The sequence below is a fragment of the Gramella sp. AN32 genome (assembly GCF_023718305.1).
In the GTDB taxonomy this organism is placed as follows: Bacteria; Bacteroidota; Bacteroidia; order Flavobacteriales; family Flavobacteriaceae; genus Christiangramia; species Christiangramia antarctica.
Genome location: NZ_QEYO01000001.1, coordinates 1 through 19,210 on the forward strand (window position 1 = coordinate 1; position 19,210 = coordinate 19,210).

Sequence of the window (19,210 nt, forward strand, 5' to 3'; positions counted from 1 at the left end):
ATTGGGCGGCTGGAAAGGCTATCTCTCTGAGAGAAAACCCGGAATCACAACCTTTTGGAAAGGCTTACAAAAATTCTCCTCTATTATGCAAGGTTGGATCCTCTTTAGAAATATGTCCAGACGGTAGGTATTTATTATCGGCTTTTTTAGTTGTTATAAGTTAATCGGGGCGGCAGAACGCACCTTTTATTTGTTATCTCTTGTTAATAAGTGACTTTGCAAAATTTGTGTTTTTGAAAGGTCACCGATCGGACTCAAATTATCATTTTAATTTATTTGCTTAAATTCAAATCACGCCTTTCTAAGATAATAATTTTCATCTACATTTATGTACAATTTGATTCATGAATAGTTCACATTTCAGAAGTTGATGAAAATTTCAATTTCAGAAATTCATCAAGTTTTCAGGTTATTTCTAATTTATTCTTTACCTCTGTTTAAAATACTAAAAAGATAATTTCTTAATCTATTCAGAGCCTTTTTCAATTTTTATATATCTAAAGTCCTGATAATACTAAGAGTTATTACGTCGGGTGCGATGAAGAAAAAGAGTTTCCGAAGAACATGTCTTTGTTCAAATTTATTATCCTTCAAAATAGGGAGAAGTAAGTTTGATATTATTGGATTTCTGAAAATATTCTATAATTATGGTTGTTATGGTCCATTTTTTTCTTTTTCCTCTGCATAAGTAAAAGAAAGTACCATCAATAGCATTGGAGCTAAACTTGTTCTTAATTTTCTTCTTTAAAACGTTATAAACTATTTTTAAGCTGAGACATATATTTTATGATTTCAGTTTTTTCATTTTCAGATAACTTGGCATCCCTGTGGATCAAGGTATAGGAATCCATCGGCATTTCATTATCTTCAATCTGACTGATGATTGATCGAAGTTTACTGTTCTTTCTTCTATTCGAAAGTTCACCCCATTCATTAAAATTTAATTCTTCCTTTCCTTTTGTGATATGATCCTCCATTAACCAGGCTATCGGTTGAAGTTTGTTGTACCAGGGATATTGGGTGTTATTACTATGGCAGTCATAGCAAGATACCTGCAACTTATTTTGAACAGCCCCGGGCACATTATTGACCAACATAAAATCGGTTTTTGGCACAGTGTTACTTTGGTTGCGCTTGGTGGGCACAAACTGGATACCCACCAAAGCAACTAATAAAATCAGTGCACTGATTTTGACAAATTTCACTTAATTGATCTCTTTTTGCACTTTTCCACAATCCATCATTTTACTTCCCATATATGGGTTTTTGATTTCTTGGGTTGCGCTCAACCACTGTGCGCCTTTGCTATTATTATACATTGGACAAAAATCCTGATATAGCTTTTGATTAGTTCCGGTAATAGCTATCATATCTATAACATCCTTGCTTAGAATATCAAAATGCTCCCTCTGATGTTCCATAGGGCTTTCTGAAATGTGTTCTGCATGCTCTCTGGCATCTTCTATTATATCAGTTAATTCTTGTTGCTCTTCAGAAGAATAGTTGCTACTATCAAATTCTTCAAAATTTGCAACTAAAAGTCCGCCAGCATTCGCAGCTTCTGCCTGGTTATCGGCGACTAGTGCATTTTTGATTTTTAGATAGTTATCCAAAATGGCATCTGGGCTTCCTTTTCCAGATTTTCCTGCCCTTATTTTATCTGAATCCTTGTTATTATTCACTTCCTCCTGGTGCATTTCACTGGACATAGGTTCAGCTGGATCTTCCTTATTTTCATCTTTACAGGACATTGCCGTTAGCGCAATTATTGTCATTATTAAAATTTCCATTCTTACTCTTACTTTTTTCATTTTATCTATTTTTAATTATAATTGAAAAATTATTTTTGTGTTATTTTACTTCGTTAGTACTATTGCGAATTGTGGGGTTATTCAGAAACATTCACTTTCGTTTGTTCGTTATATTTTCCTTTGGTATATGGTTCTTATGATATTTAAAGGTTGTCTTTTTCCAAGCTTTTTTTTATGCTGAAATTTTCTCAGAAATTATAAGTTTTTGAGTTATCCCAATGAAGAAAGCCTGGAGTGGCAATCAATGAACAACGAAATCAGCCCAAGAATAGCAATCGCTATTGGGCTAGATTATAAAAAGGCTAGAAATTAAATAAGAAAAACCTGATCTAAAATTTGAATGTCCCGCTCCAAAAATGGAGGGGAATAATCTTTAAATCGAATTACGTTATTATCAAGCTCATCAAATAGATTGATATACGTAGAGAAAAATGTAGCCACAAAGGCATAATGCCCGTACGCTAACTTATCCAGTGAAGTTTTAAAATCATGCTGACCCTCAATAACTAGTTGTTTATCAGAACAACAAGGCTTTTTAGAAAAACCTTTTTCACAAGTATTGGTAGGCTGTTCATTTTCCATTCCACAGGTTTGTACATTATGGAATAATGAAAAATCTACCAGGTTATTTCCACAGAAGTGCATATCAACTTTAAATGACGTAGTGGTGAATAAAACCACAACGGTCAAACTAACAGTCAATATTCTGCGAAAAATATTTTTCATAAATGTAAAATTAGAAAAAACCAAACTTCCAACTCGGTTTTTAGTAAATTTTAACGCGAAATGTAAAAAATATTTCATAATAATACGGTGTTCACTATGAGTTATGATACACTTGAAATAGCAGTAAAACCTTTAAAATTGGACTAATTTGAATTTTAATAATTTACGTTCAATCCCACCCCAAATCCCATATCGCTGTCGTAATGCGAAGTAATTCCTAAGTTTCGGGTTACAATATACCGTAATCCCCCCATATACTCCTTGTCGGTATTCCACATTAAATTCATTCGTAGCCTTGCGGTAAGAGGCATATCATTACGTTCAAATTGCAGCCTTACATTTCCATCTGTAAATATTTCAGCTTGTGCCATCACTAATAGTGGTAAGGTATAATTAACCCCCACACTTAATACAGAACGCTTGTCCTTGGTATTTTTTTGGCCAAAAAGGTTTTCCTCCACCTCATTATGGGCCAATTTTCTATAGCGCCAGTCAAAACCTACAAATGGCATCAACCATTGCATTTTTCCTATATATCTCCCTATATGGGTTTCTGTTTCGTATCCGTGCATATCATTATATCCCAAACGCCATTCGGTGCCAAAACTCCAACGCGTGCTCTGTGCCATTAACTCCCCATCATTTCCATTAGTTGCAAAATCATTTTCTGCCATTAAATGAAATTCCCTGTCATCTCCTTTTAGTTTTTTCAATGCGAGTTGTGGATTTGGAATCAATGGATTGGGCTCCTGGTTTTCATAGCTAAACACTCTGCCCATTCCACTCATCATATGGTACAAAATATGGCAGTGAAAAAACCAATCGCCTTCAGAATTTGCTTCAAACTCGAAGACATCGGTTTCCATAGGCATAATATCCACCACATTTTTTAGCGGTGCGTAATCCCCCTGACCGTTGAGCAGTCTAAAATCGTGACCATGCAAGTGCATTGGGTGACGCATCATAGAATTGTTGTACAGGGTAACCTTCACTTTTTCACCTTTTTTTATCAGGATTTTATCACTTTCGGAAATTACCTTGTTGTCCAAGCTCCAAACGTAACGGTTCATATTGCCCGTAAGCGTAAAATGCAATTCCTTTAGAGGTGCTTCCTCGGGGAGTGTAGTTACAAATGGCGACTTTAGCATAGCGTAGTTAAGTGTCGTGATATCTGAAAGTTCATTGCTATTGTACATTTCCTCGTTCATCTGCATTCCGTCCATTTGATCCATATTATGGCCTGAAGGTGCTTCGCCCCCCATTTCCATTATCATATCTTTTCCGTTTTCTGCAGCACCGGTTATTTCAGGATACATCACCACGTTCATATCCATTTGCTGCATACTCATATTCATCCCCATTTGGTCCAGATCACCATTCATTTTCATCATTCCGTTCATCATTTCCATTCCTTCAAAGTATTTCAGTTTTGGGAGTGGCGAAGTGAGCTGTTTAATTCCTTCGCCCAAATAGATAGAAGCTGATTTTGTGCGGTCTTCCGGGGTTACCAAAAATTCAAAGGCTGTATTATCTGCAGGAATGGTAACCACTGCATCGTAAGTTTCGGATACTGCAATAAGTATTCTATCCACATCTACGGGTTCCACATCATTACCGTCATTGGCAACCACAGTTATTTTTCCGCCGGCGTAGGTAAGCCAAAAATAGCTGGAAGCACCTCCGTTTGAAATTCGCAGGCGCACCTTATCCCCGGCTTTAAGTCCTTTCAAGGATGTGTCCTCATTTTCACTTTTTCCATTGATAAGAAATTTATCATAATAAACGTCGCTTACGTCCATAGCCAGCATTCGCTTCCACTCGTTGTGAAGTTTTGTTTTGAGATGTCCGGTTTGTATGGCCTCGGCATAACTTTGGGTAGTGCCTTTTTTTATGGCAAACCAGTCCGAAGCATTGTGCAACATCCTATGCAAGTTTTCGGGTTTTAAATCTGTCCATTCACTCAAAACTATGGGGATGGTGGGCAAATCGTCTATGCCTTTTCTGAAGGTTTTATCATCCGCTCTTTTATTCAGAATCATAGAGCCATACATCCCTATCTGTTCCTGAAGTCCAAAATGGCTGTGATACCAATGGGTTCCGTGCTGTATAATGGGGAAGGTATATTTATGGACGGTGTGTGGCTTAATTGGCATTTGAGTAAGGTAAGGTACGCCATCTTCCTTATTGGGCAAAAACAGACCGTGCCAGTGCAGGGAAGTTTCTTCTTCCAATTCATTGTGCACATAAATTTCGGCAATATCGCCTTCTGTAAATGTGAGCGTGGGCATTGGTATTTGTCCGTTTACGGCGATGGCGCGCTTTTCTTTACCGGTAAAATTAACAATGGTATCGCGCACGTAAAGGTCATAGCGCACGATATTCTGTGCCTGTAGGGAAAGAGATCCGAGTAACAAAAGCACAGTGATTATTTTTTTCATTCTGGTGTCAAAAATTAGATTTTTATTGATCCTTATTTTTTATTGTCAATAGTTTCCACGGTAGAGCCACAGCTTAACATTTGTGACCCGTAATAGGGATTTTTAACGGTTTTATCCTTGCTCAACCAATTGGCATCCTGCATTGGGCAGTATTGGTAATAAAGGGTTTCGTTGGCATTGTAAAAAGAAATGAGTTCGTGCATACTTTTTGACAGTACTTTGAATATTTCCCGTTGCTTGCCAATATCCTTTGTTTCTGAGATATTTTTTGAAGCCTCCAACAGTGACGGTATTACCTTAGTGGCAGTGGTCTGCTCTTCTGCTTTTAGCGATCCTATTTTCAGGGCTTTTAATGCGGTCAATAATTCCGATGATTTGGCGGCAGCAGTTGTAGGATTGGTGTTTACCAAGGCATCTTTTACCGCGAAATAACTGTTGAACAATGCGTCCAGATTACTAATTTCCTTTATTTCGGACATAGTCATATCTGTGTGGTTTTCAGTAGATGGCATAGTCATTTCCATCTCCATCTCCATTTTGGTGTGGTCCACGGCCATTGCGGGTTCTTTGTCCTGTCTTTCGTATTTACAACATTCTGCAAGTTGTGCATAGGCATTATCAGGCGCTAAATATTCGTCGCTGTCATAACCCGCTAAAGCAATACGTTTTAGTATTTCGCTCCGATTTGTTTTTTTGGAATCGAAGGTTATTTCTGCCATTTTGCTGTCTTTGTTCCAGATAACACTGGACACATTTTTAAGATTTCCTGCATTTTCGATAGAAGTTTTACACATATCGCAGTTACCGAGAACTTTTACGGTTTCGGTTTTTTGGTTTTTTATTTGGGCGTAGCCCGAAGTAGCTGATAGCACTACCAATAGCACTATCAATATGTTGAATATTGATTTCATTTTTAAAAGGAATTAAAATTGTTTAATAAGTTTGAATGTTGAAAACGAAGGATTTGTTTTCAATTTAATTTGACGTAGCCGTGGCTGTCAAAATAACAAAATAAGCCGTATCAGCTTAATTTTGGAGGGGTCCAAATCTGGAAATAAAAAGGTTTGGGTTGCTGTTTGGTGTAGTTCCAATGGTCGTTGTAAAAAGAAATAACCCCAGCAATTGTTTCTTCCGAGGTTGTAGAATAATTTACAGGTAAGTTTATTGTAGAAGGACAGTGGCAGGCAAGGTTCCCACAAGTTCCATTGCAATCATTTTCTTCATTGTCGGGGGTTTTATGATTTTTACAACAATCGTCTTGAGCATGTTCCACGTTACCTGAACAACAATTTTTTTCAGATTTATGGGAAAGGTCGATATGTGCTAATACACTGGTAGGCACTAAAAAAATGCCAAGGGTAATTACCAAAATCACTATTTGAAATACTTTTCCCATTCTTAAATAAGTAAGCTAATGTAACGTAAAAAACAATCCATTTTTAGGTTGGTTTTGTGGAGTGGTTAAATTTATGAATTTTTTAATATAAGATTCGTAGTCCCTTAAAAAACAGCTATTCACTACCAGAAGGGCTTAAGCACTATTTAAGACCGAGAGAATGCATTTTATCATAGGGAAAAATCTGGAAAAAAGGTTGCCCTTGTACCAAAAAATCCTCAATTTTTTACCCTACATATTATTTCGATCCACAACTACGGAAAACAATTTTAGACGGGAAATACCTTTATTAGTACTACACGAGTGATATTGAATTAAAAAAATATCAAATATGACGAATGTCATTTTTTAGGTAATCCTTACAGTATACATTTGACCTTATTACAAACCAATTATAAAAAGTGAAACGCTTTCATAAAATAATAGCCATCTCTTTAATATTCGCAGTAATGTTCGCCACCTCGTCCTTTACTGTGAATATGCATTTCTGCTGTAATAAGCTTGTGGATATAGCTGTTTTAACCAAAGCCAAGGTTTGTGATTCTTCTATTATGTCCCAAACCAATCTTACCAAAAAGTCTTCAGTAGAAAAAGGTTGTTGTGATAATAAGTCTATTATAAAAAAAGGTGAGGATAACCTTCAAAAAACTTCATTTAAAATGGAAAATCAAAACCTGGTTTTCCTGCACACATTAGTGTACACTTATGCAAATTTATTTGAAGGACTGGATAAGAATACCGTTCCATTTTTAAATTACGACCCACCCCTCATACCAAAAGATATACAGGTCCTCCACGAGGTTTATTTAATTTAACTGATATCTAGGAAGGCTTATTTTCAGTTGACCTGTTCTTCCGTTTTATCCAGTAGTACCTATAAGTTTATTATTGGTGAACTCATTCCTTTAAACATTACACTTTCAATAATTCAAGCAAGACATTTCACCAATTTTGTTGGTTAAAATATTCCTGTACCAAATACATAATGCTATGGATTTACAGAAAGAATTCTGGATCAAGAATATGGTATGTGGCCGCTGCCTAAAAGTTATAAAACAAGAACTTGAAGGGTTTGGCGTGATCGTGCTCTCGTTGGAACTAGGAAAATTGGTGGTAGAAGCTTCAAATAAAACAGAACACGAGATAATTGATAATGTGACTAAAGTTCTTCATTCAAATGGTTTTGAAATAGTACAAAGTGAAGAAGAAATGCTGGTAGAAAAAATAAAGATCATCCTTATAGAACTTCTTACCGAATTGCCCCTTCATCTAAAAATGAACACTTCAGAACATTTGGCTTCAAGCCTGTACAAAGACTATAAAATATTGAGCAGGCTATTTTCCAAAAATGAAAATACGACCATTGAAAAATATTTTATAAAACTGAAAATAGAAAAGGTAAAGGAACTCATCCAGTTAAAGCAATATTCCTTTTCCGATGTGGCATTTATGCTTGATTACAGTAGCATTAACCATTTGTCGGGGCAATTTAAAGAAATGGAGGGAATGAGTATGACCGATTATAAAAATTCAAAAGACTGGAAGCGGAACTTCTATGATGAAATCATATAAATAAGAAAGAAAATTATGAAAATGAAGCATTTTAAAAGCCTGTAATTTTAAAAAGGTGTAGTAAAGATGAAGTATTAAAAAATTAGCATAAACTAAAATTTAAAAACAATGAAAAAATTAATGATCACAATAATGTTGTTCCCGTTACTGGGATTCACTCAAATTATTGAAAATGTAGATTATATATCACCCTTCAACAATGAGGTTGCAGCGGTTAAAAAAGGGGATAAATGGGCATTTATTGATAAAGAAGGGCAAATTGTAGTGGAGTTTAGGGACGATCTGGTTCCTTCAGATAATGACAATTCCACTTATCCAGTCTTTAACAATGAGAGAAGCCTCATTACCGCTGAAAAGAATGGCATACCCTACTTCGGCTATATAGACAAATCCGGAAAAACGGTCATAAAACCAGAATTCTTAAACGCTACCAATTTTAAGGATGGTGTGGCACTGGCAATCGTGGTGGAAAAAGAAATTGTGGGCTACAACGATATTTTCAACAAGCCGGTGGCCTACTACCACTATTTTGAAGTTGTTATTGACACCGCAGGAAAAGCAACGCAATATTTGACCCAACTAGCCATACACGTTGCCCCTTCAAATAAAAAAAACCAGCAGGTACCACCTATCATAACCTCAAAACTGCTGTCTAATAATACAGTAGCTGTGAAAGAAAACAACAAGTGGACGATAAAAAAGATTAATTGAACCGCAAAAATTTAAATATAAAAGCATCGATGAGAAAAGACTGTGCAGAGTCCTGTAAAAATATAAGGGACAAAAAAAGGAATGGATATGAATAAAATGGGAATGGTAGCTAATGATAAGATTAGCGAAAACGACCATTCCGGGGATCATTAAAAATAAAGTTTAACTAAAGAACAGAAATTATGAAAAATCACTGGTTATGGATGGTAGTGGGATGTGCAATCCCCTTATTCCTTATTTTCCTGGCCCCCAGTTTGGGAATTACAGGATATAATACACTTTTTGCCTTTATCCTCTTAATGTTTGCCATCCATTTATTAATGCCCATGCATCACTCAAGGCATGGTCATGGAAATCATTCAGAGGAAAATAAAGGAAATTCACCTGACAAAGGAAAAAAAGAACATCAACATCACTGAACTTAATAATATGAAACGAAAATATTACATAAGTGGGATAGGTTGTGGCGGTTGTATTGCCAGGATCAAGAAAACTTTGGAAGCACATCCGGCTATTGAAGAGACAAAGGTTTATCTAAACCCAAAGGGAGCTACGGTCATCAGGATGAAAGAAAAACTTTCCATTGATGAATTACAAAAACAACTCAATTCTATTGAGGGTTTTACCATTGAAAAAATGAATTAAAAATAACTAAAATTTAAAATTATGGATTTCTATAACGGACACTTTGGAGGCATGCACCTAATATGGTGGTTTATTTGGTTAGTCTTTTTAGGCTGGATATTTTTTATTCCATCGGACATTCCTTATCAAAAATCAAAAAAAGAAGATCCTTTGGACCTTCTTAGAAGGCGTTTTGCCAATGGTGAAATTACCAAAGAAGAATTTGAAGAATCTAAAAAGATTTTAAAGTCAGAAAACTAACTTAAAACCATAAAACTATGTATCGATTAAACATAAAAAAACTCGGTTTTGCTTTTGGACTTACAGGAGCATTGGTCTATTTGGGATGCATGATCGTAATGGCCACAGCAGGACAGGAAGGAACCATAAAATTCTTTAACAGCCTGATACATGGCCTGGATACTACCAATATTATTAGGATGGATGTCCCCCTATTGGAGGCATTATTAGGCATTGTTCAAACATTCATTATAAGCTGGTTGGTTGGTGCGTGCATTGCAGCATTTTATAATGCCCAAATAAATGTAGAAAATTAAAAAACTCTGAAGGATTCTGCAACACCGTCTGGTTCATAAGGTCGCTTATCATTTTGGCTCTTTAGCTAGTTATCTACTTGATCCAAAATGAAAATAGAAAAGTAATGCTTCAAATGAGCTTCATTCCACTTTGTTTATTTCGGAAGTATCCTCCAGTTCCTCAATATGTGGAGCTGTATTGGAACCTCGATAACCTGCCAAAAAGTGGTAAGACCAGCCAAAATCCTAATCTGGACTCGCAGGTGTTAAAGGACAACTTCCAAAGGGTATTTATAAAAAAACATGTGGTTGAGGGCAACCGATTAAAAACCGACTCCTTTTAATAGTAGAAGGTTACGAAAACATTTTTTCCATAGGCGAGATACCAGTTGTAATTACAGAAAAATGCCAAAAGGCTATCCGCAAGTAGCACAAATAGCTATTCAGCAAGGTAAATATTTGGATTATATGCTATTGAAAATAATTAAGGATGAGGGCCCAAATCCTTTCGAATATAAAGAAAAAGCCTCATTGGTCACTGTAGGTAAGCGTAGAGCCGTAGCTGATTTGGGCAAATTTAAATTTGCAGTTTATTTCGTCTGGTTGCTATAGTCAATTGTACACTTATTATCAATAAGCATTAGTTAGTAAAACAAAAGAATAAATAATTAAAAACTCAGTTTATATGAAAAATATAGCAGTAATAGGATACGGGGTCATTGGCAAAAGAGTCGCCGATGCCATTAACGTACAAGATGATATGGACCTTGTTGGGGTTTGCGATGTCATCAGTGATTGGCGCATACAGAACGCCGTGAGAAAAGAGTACGATATCTATGCGGCAACCACTGAAGCCGAAAAACAAATGAAGGCTTACGGTATTTCGGTAAAGGGCAATATGCAGGACCTATTGGATAAAGTGGACCTCGTGGTCGATTGTACCCCGAAGAACATTGCAGCAAAAAATGTGGAACTCTATAAAAAACAAGGCCTCAAGTTTATTGTCCAGGGAGGTGAAAAACACCAGACCACTGGTCATTCCTTTAGTGCAGAAAACAATTACAAATCGGCTATAAATCTGGATGCCACCAGGGTTGTTTCCTGCAACACCACCTCTATTTTAAGAACCCTAACCGCTTTAAAAAGAGCCGGTTTACTGGATCATGCACGGGGAACATTGTTAAGAAGGGCCACAGATCCCTGGGAAAGCCATCTTGGTGGTATTATGAACACCATGGTGCCCGAAAAAGACATCCCGAGCCATCAGGGTCCCGACGCACAAAGCGTGGATCCCGATTTGGACGTGATCACTGCTGCAGTGAAAGTGCCAGAAACCTTAAGCCATATGCACTACTGGAATGTGAAGTTAAAAAAACAAGCCACGAAAGAAGAAGTGCTGAATGCCTTTAAAACGTCCACGCGGATAAAAATGATCCATTATGACCAGGGACTGGTTTCCAACAATACCATAAAGGAAATGTTCCTGGATATGGGCAGGCCCTGGGGGGATATGTATGAAGTTGCCCTTTGGGAAGATATGCTAAAGGTACAGGGAGACGAACTTTTTTATGCCTATGTAGTCGATAACCAAGCGATTGTTATACCTGAAACCATCGATGCCATTCGTGCCCTTACCGGAATTGAAACCGATGGGGCAAAATCCATTGCCAAAACCAATGAAAGTTTAGGAATTCATTAACTCTTATTAAAATGAAAACAGAAAAAAATATCACAGAAATTTTAGGAGAAAAAGCATCTTTCTATTTGGATCACGTTAGTGAAAAAATCACAAAAGATGAATTGGAGCTCCCTGGCAGGAACTTTATAGATAAAGTATTTGTGAACAGCAACCGCGATCCACAGGTACTACGAAGCCTCTCCCAATTGTATAATCATGGAAACCTTGGTGGGACAGGATACCTGAGTATTCTGCCCGTGGACCAGGGGATTGAGCATAGCGCAGCCTTCTCCTTCTATAAAAACCCTGATTATTTTGACCCGGCGAATATTATAAAACTTGCCATTGAGGCCGGTTGCAACGGGGTTGCTTCCACCTTTGGGGTTTTGGGGCTAAACGCCCGCAAATATGCCCACAAAATCCCCTTTATCGTGAAGATCAACCATAACGAACTGCTCACCTATCCTAACAAATATGACCAAACTTTATTCGGAAAAGTAAAAAGTGCTTGGGATATGGGCGCCGTTGCCGTGGGGGCCACCATCTATTTTGGTTCCGAAGAAAGTAATAGACAGCTAAGGGAAATTTCAGAAGCTTTTGAGGAAGCACACAATTTAGGTATGGCTACCATTTTATGGTGCTATACCCGAAATGAAGCTTTTAAAACCGATAAAGAAGATTATCACGCATCGGCTGATCTTACAGGCCAGGCCAACCATATAGGGGTTACGATTCAGGCAGATATCATCAAACAGAAACTGCCCACAAATAATTTCGGGTTTAAAGAAATTGGGTTTGGCAAATATGACGATGCAATGTATGAAACGTTGACCACAGACCATCCCATTGATCTATGTAGGTTACAGGTAGCCAACTGCTATATGGGTAAGATAGGATTGATTAATTCCGGTGGTGGCTCCAAAGGTGAGTCAGACTTGGCTCAGGCAGTTACCACTGCCGTCATCAATAAAAGGGCTGGGGGTTCTGGGCTGATAATGGGCAGAAAAGCGTTCCAGAGACCTTTTAGTAAAGGAATTAAATTATTACAGGCCGTGCAACAGGTGTATCTGGAAAATAGTATCACGGTGGCTTGATTATAAGCTAATAATTTAAAATTCAGGAATAGGCTTAAACCTCCTAACCTTTATAATTTAAACGGTTTTGACAAAGAGAAATCTGACAATACCATTGCAACTAAAATTCAATAAATTATGAAAAACATACTCGTACCTACAGACTTTTCCAAAAACTGCGATAAAGCAGCGGAACTAGGAATTAAAATGGCGAAACTTTATAATTCCGAAATCCATTTTTTCCATCTAATGAACACCCCCGTGGATTGGGTAAAGTTGGATAAACGAAAGGAAAAGCGGTATCCCGAGACCGTAAAACAAATAGGAAGTGCAAAAGCCGATCTAAGGGAACTGGAGAAAAAAGCGGAACGACAGGGACTTGAATGCAGGGTCTTTTTAGAATATAATGGAGGCCAAACCAATATTTTGGAGCATTCCGGCCATTTTCACCACGATTTTATAGTTACAGGAAGCAGCGGCACCAAAGGTGGGGTACGTGAGTTATTGGGCAGCAACGTGGAAAAAATTGTGAGAAAAGCTGATGTGCCGGTAATTGTGGTCAAGGAGGAAGAAGTATCCTTTCCTTTTAAGGATATTGTTTTTGTTTCAGATTTTAGAGAAGATGTAAGCGAAGCATTTAAGCACATTATTTCTATTGCTGAAAAATGTGCCGCGCAAATCCACTTATTGCGGATCAACACACAAACCGATTTTAATAGTATTGAACAAGGTTTAAACCCCATCAAAGAATTCCTGAAAAAATTTCCAAATTTGGATAATTATTCAATGAACGTATATAACGAGCCTGCCGTGGAAACCGGCATAAACAATTTCTTAAAGTACGGGAATGCCGACTTGATCGCTATGTGTACCCATGGCCACACAGGTTTTTTAAGCTTGTTTTCTAAGAGTATCGCCGAGGGCGTAACCAATCATTCCGAATTGCCGGTGATGACCATTAAAGTATAACGATGAATAAATCAGTTCTAGTAAAAAAATATTCCGGTGAGTACCAAGCTTTTGATATAAACAAACTCATCAACTCCCTACGGCGTTCACGGGCAGATGAGAATATTGTTCAGGAGATAGCCCGGAAGGTGCAAGGGCAAATTGAAGAAGGGATGACTACCAAAAAAATTTATCAAATGGCGTTTAAAATGCTGAAAAGCAGGTCACGGATAAGTGCTTCAAAATACAAACTCAAAAAAGCCCTGATGGAATTGGGACCCTCTGGTTTTCCTTTTGAAAAGCTGGTGGGAAAACTATTTGCGTACGAAGGATATACAATAAAAGTTGGTGTGATTGTACAGGGTAATTGTGTGCAGCACGAAATAGATGTGATAGCACAAAAAGAGGAGAAACATTATATGATTGAATGTAAATACCATAGTGATCAAGGTAGGTTTTGTAATGTAAAGATTCCCTTATATATCCACTCAAGATTTTTGGATGTGGAGAAACAATGGGAACATCAAAAAGGTCACGAAACTAAATCTCATCAGGGAGGGGTTTATACCAATACCCGTTTTACCACAGATGCCATTCAATATGGTAAATGTGTAGGATTATTATTGACAAGCTGGGATTACCCTATAGGAAACGGTTTAAAAGATAGAATAGATAAATCTGGTTTACACCCACTAACTGCTTTAACAACTATAACCAAAGCCGAAAAAACAAAACTATTGGATAAAGGTATTGTGCTCTGCAAAGAACTTCACGAAAACCCTGCGTTATTGGAGCAGATAGGAATTGATAAAAAAAGACATAAAAAGATTTTAGAAGACTCAGAAGCACTATGTAAAAGCACTTAATGAATAATAAAAAGTTTAACAATCTTAAAAACAAAACTTATGAAAACTGAAGAATTGAAACCACAGGACAGCATTGATCTCGAACCATTTTACCAGGCCTTGGAAGATGACCCAAAACTACTTGAAGAAGCCCTAGAAATATTATTGGGAATGGTAAATTTTGAGCCTAAATCCATAAAGAGACTGGCACTTATTATCAAAGAGGATTCCCGAAATCTATATAATGAAATAGCGGAATTGTGCAAACCTAATCAAGACAAAGGAAACACCTCTTCTTGTTGTAGTGGACACTAAATAAATACTATAAAAATGAAAAAAAATAAAATAAGCATCCACTTTTTGGGCGCTGCAGGTACAGTAACCGGCTCAAAATATTTAGTGGACACAGGAAATAGAAAAATATTGATAGACTGTGGTCTTTTTCAAGGGTTAAAGGAATTACGCCTTAAAAATTGGGAATATCCACCCGTAGAGGTTTCAGAAATTGATATGGTTTTGCTAACACACGGACATTTGGACCATACTGGATATCTGCCAAGATTGGTAAAACAAGGATTTAACGGTCCTATCTATGGTACCAATCCAACGTTGGACATTGCAAAAATTATACTTAATGATAGTGGTAAAATACAGGAACAGGAAGCTGAGCGCGCCAATAAGGAAGGTTATTCCAAGCATAGCCCAGCAGAACCACTATACGATTTAAAAGATGTAGAAAAAACCATTCCCCATTTTAAGGGTATTCCGCAAGCACAATGGATTCCACTGTTTGATAGTATTAGGGCTCGATTTCAATACAACGGGCACATTCTTGGTGCTACCTACATCGAGTTAGATGTATACGGAAAACGTTTTGTTTTTTCAGGAGATATTGGAAGAACAAATGATTTATTGCTCTATCCACCCCTGAAACCAAAAAAAGCCGATGTGCTTTTCATAGAATCGACCTATGGCGGAAGGTTTCATCCTGACGAGGTAGAGGCTATCTCGGAAATTGAAAAATTGGTTAACGACACCATCAATAGAGGTGGCAGTCTGTTTATCCCCAGTTTTTCGGTAGAACGTGCCCAACTGATGATGCTTATTTTTTGGAAATTACTGAAAGAAAAGAAAATTCCAAAAGTACCTATGATAATGGACAGTCCAATGGGCGCTAGTGTCTTGGAACTCTTCCATCGTACGCGGGATTGGCACAGATTGGAAGATAATGAATGTGATGAAATGTGTTCGCATTTTACAGTAGTAAGCAGTTATCGGGAAACTATGGAATTACGAACTGATAATAAACCAAAAATTGTAATTGCCGGAAGCGGAATGCTTACTGGTGGAAGAATGCTCAACTATCTTGAAACACAAGCGCAAAACCCGAATAACACCTTACTTTTTGTTGGGTATCAAGCTGAAGGAACCCGTGGAAGAAAATTGCTAGAAGGTGATAAAGAACTAAAAGTGTATGGAAAATGGGTGCCATTTAATATGGAGGTTGCTGAAATTGAAGGGCTGTCGGCACACGCAGACCATGCTGAACTTATGGATTGGATGAGCAAAATAAAAAATAAGCCAGAGAGAATCTTTATTGTGCACGGCGAGAAAGAAGGTGCGGAAGCCGTACAAATAGGAATAAAGGAAACCTATGCTTGGGATTCGGAAATCCCGCAGCTTTACAGTATTGAAACAATTATCAATTCGGTGCAATGAAGATGATATCCTATATATCAATCCTGCTCTTGTTGTGCTTTTCCGATATGAATGGCCAGAAAGAAATGCTCATAGGGCAGATTTCGGGTAGATCTGTTGTTCGGGAGAATTTCTATGAAGAAGGTGCTTTTTTAAATAAACAAACTTTTGAAGCAGAAAATGTTATAGAGAAGAATGGATATTATGAAATTGAAGTAATCACAGAATTATTTGACAAAGACAAAAAACCTACCGATAAATACACTACCACCTATCGCTGTAAACCCGATGAAGCAAGTATCATGCTAATGGCATTTCCGTTTTCCAACCCAAAATCAAAGGAAACCGAAATCAATACTACTTCTAAAAACTTTAAAAAATTGTATGATTTGGATAACTTGTATGATATTGAGCTTGAAATGAGTTTTGATTCGGGTCTGTTGAATTTTTTTGGTTCCAAAAGCAACATAAAAATTTATGACAGAAAATTGGAAGTGGACAAAGGCTTTAAAATTATAAGGTCAAAAATAAACATCAAAGCCTATGCCTTTGGGATCCGCATCAAGCAACTCAACTATACCGTCAACGAAAAATTAAATGAAAAAGGTCTATTGACCTTTCAAAAGTTTACCGAAGAAGATGGCAGTTATTTCACAATGAACTATAAATAAAATCAAATGAAAAATTACGATACCCTTTCCGAAGCAATAAATGATCTACAGGCAAATGATTACCCCTATGACTTTAATTTAAAACCCGAATGCCTGGAATGTGCTTCGCTTAAAATCGAAATCCATCCTGAAGATTTTAAAGTAGATGAATTATACCGTTTTGAAGGAATGAGCAGCACTGACGATAATAGCGTTCTCTATGCCATTTCGTCCAAAAACGGGATTAAGGGCCTTTTGGTGGATGCCTATGGTATGTATGCAGAAAACATTTCAGAAGCAATGCGAAAAAAATTGAGATAAAAACCAACAAAAGTCAAAATTATGGAAAATCACGAACATCACCAACACAAGAAAAACGGAAAAGGAAAGAGTCTCACAAAGAAAGAAGCTAAAAAAAAGGTAAACGAAATAAAAGACAGCCTGGCCGAAAAAATAAAACACGGCCATAGTGAAGCTATGGATCATAGTAAGATGGATCACGGAAGTAACGATCATTCAGGACATAGTCCTGGCCATGGGCAGATGGGGCATGACCATCATGCCATGATGATTGCCGATTTCAGGAAGCGGTTTTGGGTAACGCTGGTACTTACTATCCCAATTCTGTTCTTTTCTCCAATGATCCAGGATTTTTTGGGTTATGAATTTTTGCTTCCCGGGAACCAGTATATTCTTTTTGCACTATCCTCTGTGGTTTATTTTTACGGAGGTTGGCCTTTTCTGAAAGGTTTTATTTCCGAAGTAAAAAAAGGGGCACCCGGGATGATGACCTTGATCGCCATGGCGATAAGTGTGGCCTATTTTTATAGTTCGGCGACCGTTTTTGGGTTGGACGGAGTCGATTTTTTCTGGGAACTGGCTACCCTTATTGCTATTATGCTGGTAGGTCACTGGATAGAGATGAAAAGCGTTTTGGGGGCATCAAAAGCTTTACAATTATTGGTGAGTATGATGCCAGCCGAAGCACATCGGGTGAAAGGTGATAACGTTGAAGATATAAAATTGGAAGATTTATTAAAGGATGACATCATTTTGGTCAAACCCGGAGAGAAAGTCCCTGCCGATGGGATTATCACTGAAGGCACAAGCTATTTGAATGAATCTATGCTTACCGGGGAATCCAAACCGGTTAAAAAGGAGTTGGATGATAAAGTCATTGGAGGTTCGATAAACGGAAATAGTACCCTAAAAGTTAAAGTGGAACATACCGGAAAAGACAGTTATCTCAATAAGGTAATCACCATGGTGGAGGAAGCACAGAAAACCAAATCCAAAATGCAAAACCTTTCAGACAGGGCCGCGAAGTGGCTAACCTATATTGCCCTGGCCATTGGATTTGGCACATTGGCAGTTTGGCTGATATTGGGCTTTCCTTTTGTTTATGCTTTGGAAAGAATGGTTACCGTTATGGTCATCGCCTGTCCACATGCACTTGGCCTTGCCATCCCATTGGTCGTTGCCATCTCAACAGCGGTTTCGGCTCAAAATGGCTTGCTGATCCGAAACAGGACTGCCTTTGAAGAATCCCGTAAAATTTCGGCATTGCTTTTTGATAAAACAGGAACTTTAACCAAAGGTGATTTTGGGGTAACCCGAATTAAATCAGTAAATGGGTCTTATTCTTCTGAAGAAATTTTACGGCTTTCAAGCGCCCTGGAACAAAGCTCGGAGCACCCTATTGCCGTAGGTATTATTAAAAAAGTAAAAGAAGGTAAGGTTAGCATCCCAAAACCTGAAAATTTCAACGCCATTACCGGGAAAGGGGTTGAAGCGAATGTTGAAGGGAAACAAATAAAAGTAGTAAGCCCTGGTTATTTAAGGGATGAAAAAATAAACATTCCTGAAGATGCCTATAGCGATGCCGCCGAAACCGTTGTCTTCGTTTTAATCGATAATGAATTGGCAGGTTACATAGCACTTGCCGATGAGATCAGGCCAGAATCTGCTGAAGCTATTAAAGTATTCAAAAAGAACAATATTAAAGTGCTGATGGCTACGGGTGATAATGAAAAAACCGCCAAAGCTGTAAGTGAAAAACTCGGTCTGGATGGGTATTATGCAGAAGTACTCCCACATCAAAAAGTGGAAATCGTTCAGGAACTGCAAGGTAAAGGCGAATTTGTCGCGATGACTGGAGACGGGGTAAACGATGCACCTGCTTTGGCACAGGCCAATGTGGGTATTGCGGTAGGCTCTGGTACCGATGTTGCCGCCGAAACCGCAGATATTATTTTGGTAAACAGCAACCCACAGGATATTGCCAACCTGATTTTATTCGGGAAAGCAACCTACAATAAAATGATCCAGAACCTAATATGGGCAACCGGGTATAATGTTGTGGCCATACCATTGGCTGCCGGGGTTTTATATTCCTCTGGCTTTGTGCTGGGACCTGCAGTAGGAGCAGTATTTATGAGTTTGAGTACCATTATTGTTGCTATTAATGCACAATTGTTGAAAAAGAAAATCGGTAAAAAATAATG

Annotated in this window: 23 protein-coding genes; 17 read left to right on the forward strand and 6 right to left on the reverse strand. The window is 37.7% G+C overall.

Translation table 11 applies throughout. The features are described 5' to 3' along the window. Positions 1-752: 752 nt before the first annotated feature. The 6 genes from DHD80_RS00005 to DHD80_RS00030 all read right to left on the reverse strand — a co-directional run bounded on the left by DHD80_RS00005 (position 753) and on the right by DHD80_RS00030 (position 6,371). Entirely contained in the window at positions 753-1,205 is a 453-nt protein-coding gene (locus tag DHD80_RS00005) for a heme-binding domain-containing protein (RefSeq protein WP_251738825.1), read from the reverse strand. After that, positions 1,206-1,811 carry a DUF3347 domain-containing protein gene (locus DHD80_RS00010; protein WP_251738826.1) on the reverse strand — a complete coding sequence of 202 codons (606 nt, stop codon included), beginning with the start codon at positions 1,809-1,811 and terminating at the stop codon, positions 1,206-1,208. Between the two features lie 309 nt (positions 1,812-2,120). Continuing rightward, positions 2,121-2,537, reverse strand: coding sequence for a hypothetical protein (locus DHD80_RS00015; protein WP_251738827.1), 417 nt, complete (start codon positions 2,535-2,537; stop codon positions 2,121-2,123). 155 nt (positions 2,538-2,692) lie between these two features. Further along, positions 2,693-4,975: a multicopper oxidase domain-containing protein gene (locus DHD80_RS00020; RefSeq protein ID WP_251738828.1), complete on the reverse strand. Its 2,283-nt coding sequence runs from the start codon at positions 4,973-4,975 to the stop codon at positions 2,693-2,695. A gap of 32 nt (positions 4,976-5,007) precedes the next feature. Continuing rightward, entirely contained in the window at positions 5,008-5,886 is an 879-nt protein-coding gene (locus DHD80_RS00025; protein WP_251738829.1) for a DUF3347 domain-containing protein, read from the reverse strand. Between the two features lie 110 nt (positions 5,887-5,996). Next, positions 5,997-6,371: a hypothetical protein gene (locus tag DHD80_RS00030; RefSeq protein WP_251738830.1), complete on the reverse strand. Its 375-nt coding sequence runs from the start codon at positions 6,369-6,371 to the stop codon at positions 5,997-5,999. Between the two features lie 401 nt (positions 6,372-6,772). Between DHD80_RS00030 and DHD80_RS00035 the strand changes: the two genes are divergently transcribed. The 17 genes from DHD80_RS00035 (at position 6,773) to DHD80_RS00115 (ending at position 19,208) form a co-directional block, all read left to right on the forward strand. Continuing rightward, positions 6,773-7,186: a hypothetical protein gene (locus DHD80_RS00035; protein WP_251738831.1), complete on the forward strand. Its 414-nt coding sequence runs from the start codon at positions 6,773-6,775 to the stop codon at positions 7,184-7,186. A gap of 175 nt (positions 7,187-7,361) precedes the next feature. Further along, positions 7,362-7,943, forward strand: a complete 582-nt coding sequence (locus DHD80_RS00040) for a helix-turn-helix domain-containing protein (protein ID WP_251738832.1) — start codon at positions 7,362-7,364, stop codon at positions 7,941-7,943. 108 nt (positions 7,944-8,051) lie between these two features. Then, positions 8,052-8,654: a WG repeat-containing protein gene (locus DHD80_RS00045; RefSeq protein WP_251738833.1), complete on the forward strand. Its 603-nt coding sequence runs from the start codon at positions 8,052-8,054 to the stop codon at positions 8,652-8,654. A 182-nt stretch (positions 8,655-8,836) separates the two neighbouring features. Continuing rightward, positions 8,837-9,073 (forward strand): hypothetical protein, encoded by a 237-nt coding sequence (locus DHD80_RS00050; RefSeq protein ID WP_251738834.1) that lies wholly within the window; start codon positions 8,837-8,839, stop codon positions 9,071-9,073. Between the two features lie 10 nt (positions 9,074-9,083). Next, positions 9,084-9,299: a heavy-metal-associated domain-containing protein gene (locus DHD80_RS00055; protein WP_251738835.1), complete on the forward strand. Its 216-nt coding sequence runs from the start codon at positions 9,084-9,086 to the stop codon at positions 9,297-9,299. Positions 9,300-9,320: 21 nt separating this feature from the next. Next, positions 9,321-9,539: an SHOCT domain-containing protein gene (locus DHD80_RS00060; protein ID WP_251738836.1), complete on the forward strand. Its 219-nt coding sequence runs from the start codon at positions 9,321-9,323 to the stop codon at positions 9,537-9,539. A 17-nt stretch (positions 9,540-9,556) separates the two neighbouring features. After that, entirely contained in the window at positions 9,557-9,835 is a 279-nt protein-coding gene (locus DHD80_RS00065) for a DUF5676 family membrane protein (protein WP_251738837.1), read from the forward strand. Positions 9,836-10,219: 384 nt separating this feature from the next. Continuing rightward, positions 10,220-10,426, forward strand: a complete 207-nt coding sequence (locus tag DHD80_RS00070) for a hypothetical protein (protein ID WP_251738838.1) — start codon at positions 10,220-10,222, stop codon at positions 10,424-10,426. 73 nt (positions 10,427-10,499) lie between these two features. Further along, positions 10,500-11,513: a type II glyceraldehyde-3-phosphate dehydrogenase gene (locus DHD80_RS00075; RefSeq protein ID WP_251738839.1), complete on the forward strand. Its 1,014-nt coding sequence runs from the start codon at positions 10,500-10,502 to the stop codon at positions 11,511-11,513. 11 nt (positions 11,514-11,524) lie between these two features. Further along, positions 11,525-12,586, forward strand: a complete 1,062-nt coding sequence (locus DHD80_RS00080; RefSeq protein ID WP_251738840.1) for a class I fructose-bisphosphate aldolase — start codon at positions 11,525-11,527, stop codon at positions 12,584-12,586. Positions 12,587-12,703: 117 nt separating this feature from the next. After that, complete coding sequence (locus DHD80_RS00085; protein ID WP_251738841.1) at positions 12,704-13,534, forward strand: universal stress protein; 831 nt, start codon at positions 12,704-12,706, stop codon at positions 13,532-13,534. A 2-nt stretch (positions 13,535-13,536) separates the two neighbouring features. Continuing rightward, positions 13,537-14,379, forward strand: coding sequence for a restriction endonuclease (locus tag DHD80_RS00090; protein ID WP_251738842.1), 843 nt, complete (start codon positions 13,537-13,539; stop codon positions 14,377-14,379). 39 nt (positions 14,380-14,418) lie between these two features. Then, positions 14,419-14,673: a hypothetical protein gene (locus DHD80_RS00095; protein ID WP_251738843.1), complete on the forward strand. Its 255-nt coding sequence runs from the start codon at positions 14,419-14,421 to the stop codon at positions 14,671-14,673. Positions 14,674-14,688: 15 nt separating this feature from the next. Beyond that, a complete protein-coding gene (locus tag DHD80_RS00100; protein ID WP_251738844.1) occupies positions 14,689-16,077 on the forward strand; it encodes an MBL fold metallo-hydrolase in 1,389 nt (462 codons plus the stop codon). Further along, complete coding sequence (locus DHD80_RS00105) at positions 16,074-16,727, forward strand: hypothetical protein (RefSeq protein WP_251738845.1); 654 nt, start codon at positions 16,074-16,076, stop codon at positions 16,725-16,727. Before DHD80_RS00100 ends, DHD80_RS00105 begins: the two co-directional genes overlap by 4 nt. Before the next feature lie 6 nt (positions 16,728-16,733). After that, a complete protein-coding gene (locus tag DHD80_RS00110; RefSeq protein WP_251738846.1) occupies positions 16,734-17,027 on the forward strand; it encodes a phosphoribosylpyrophosphate synthetase in 294 nt (97 codons plus the stop codon). A 21-nt stretch (positions 17,028-17,048) separates the two neighbouring features. Then, positions 17,049-19,208, forward strand: a complete 2,160-nt coding sequence (locus DHD80_RS00115; protein ID WP_251738847.1) for a copper-translocating P-type ATPase — start codon at positions 17,049-17,051, stop codon at positions 19,206-19,208. Positions 19,209-19,210: the final 2 nt, after the last annotated feature.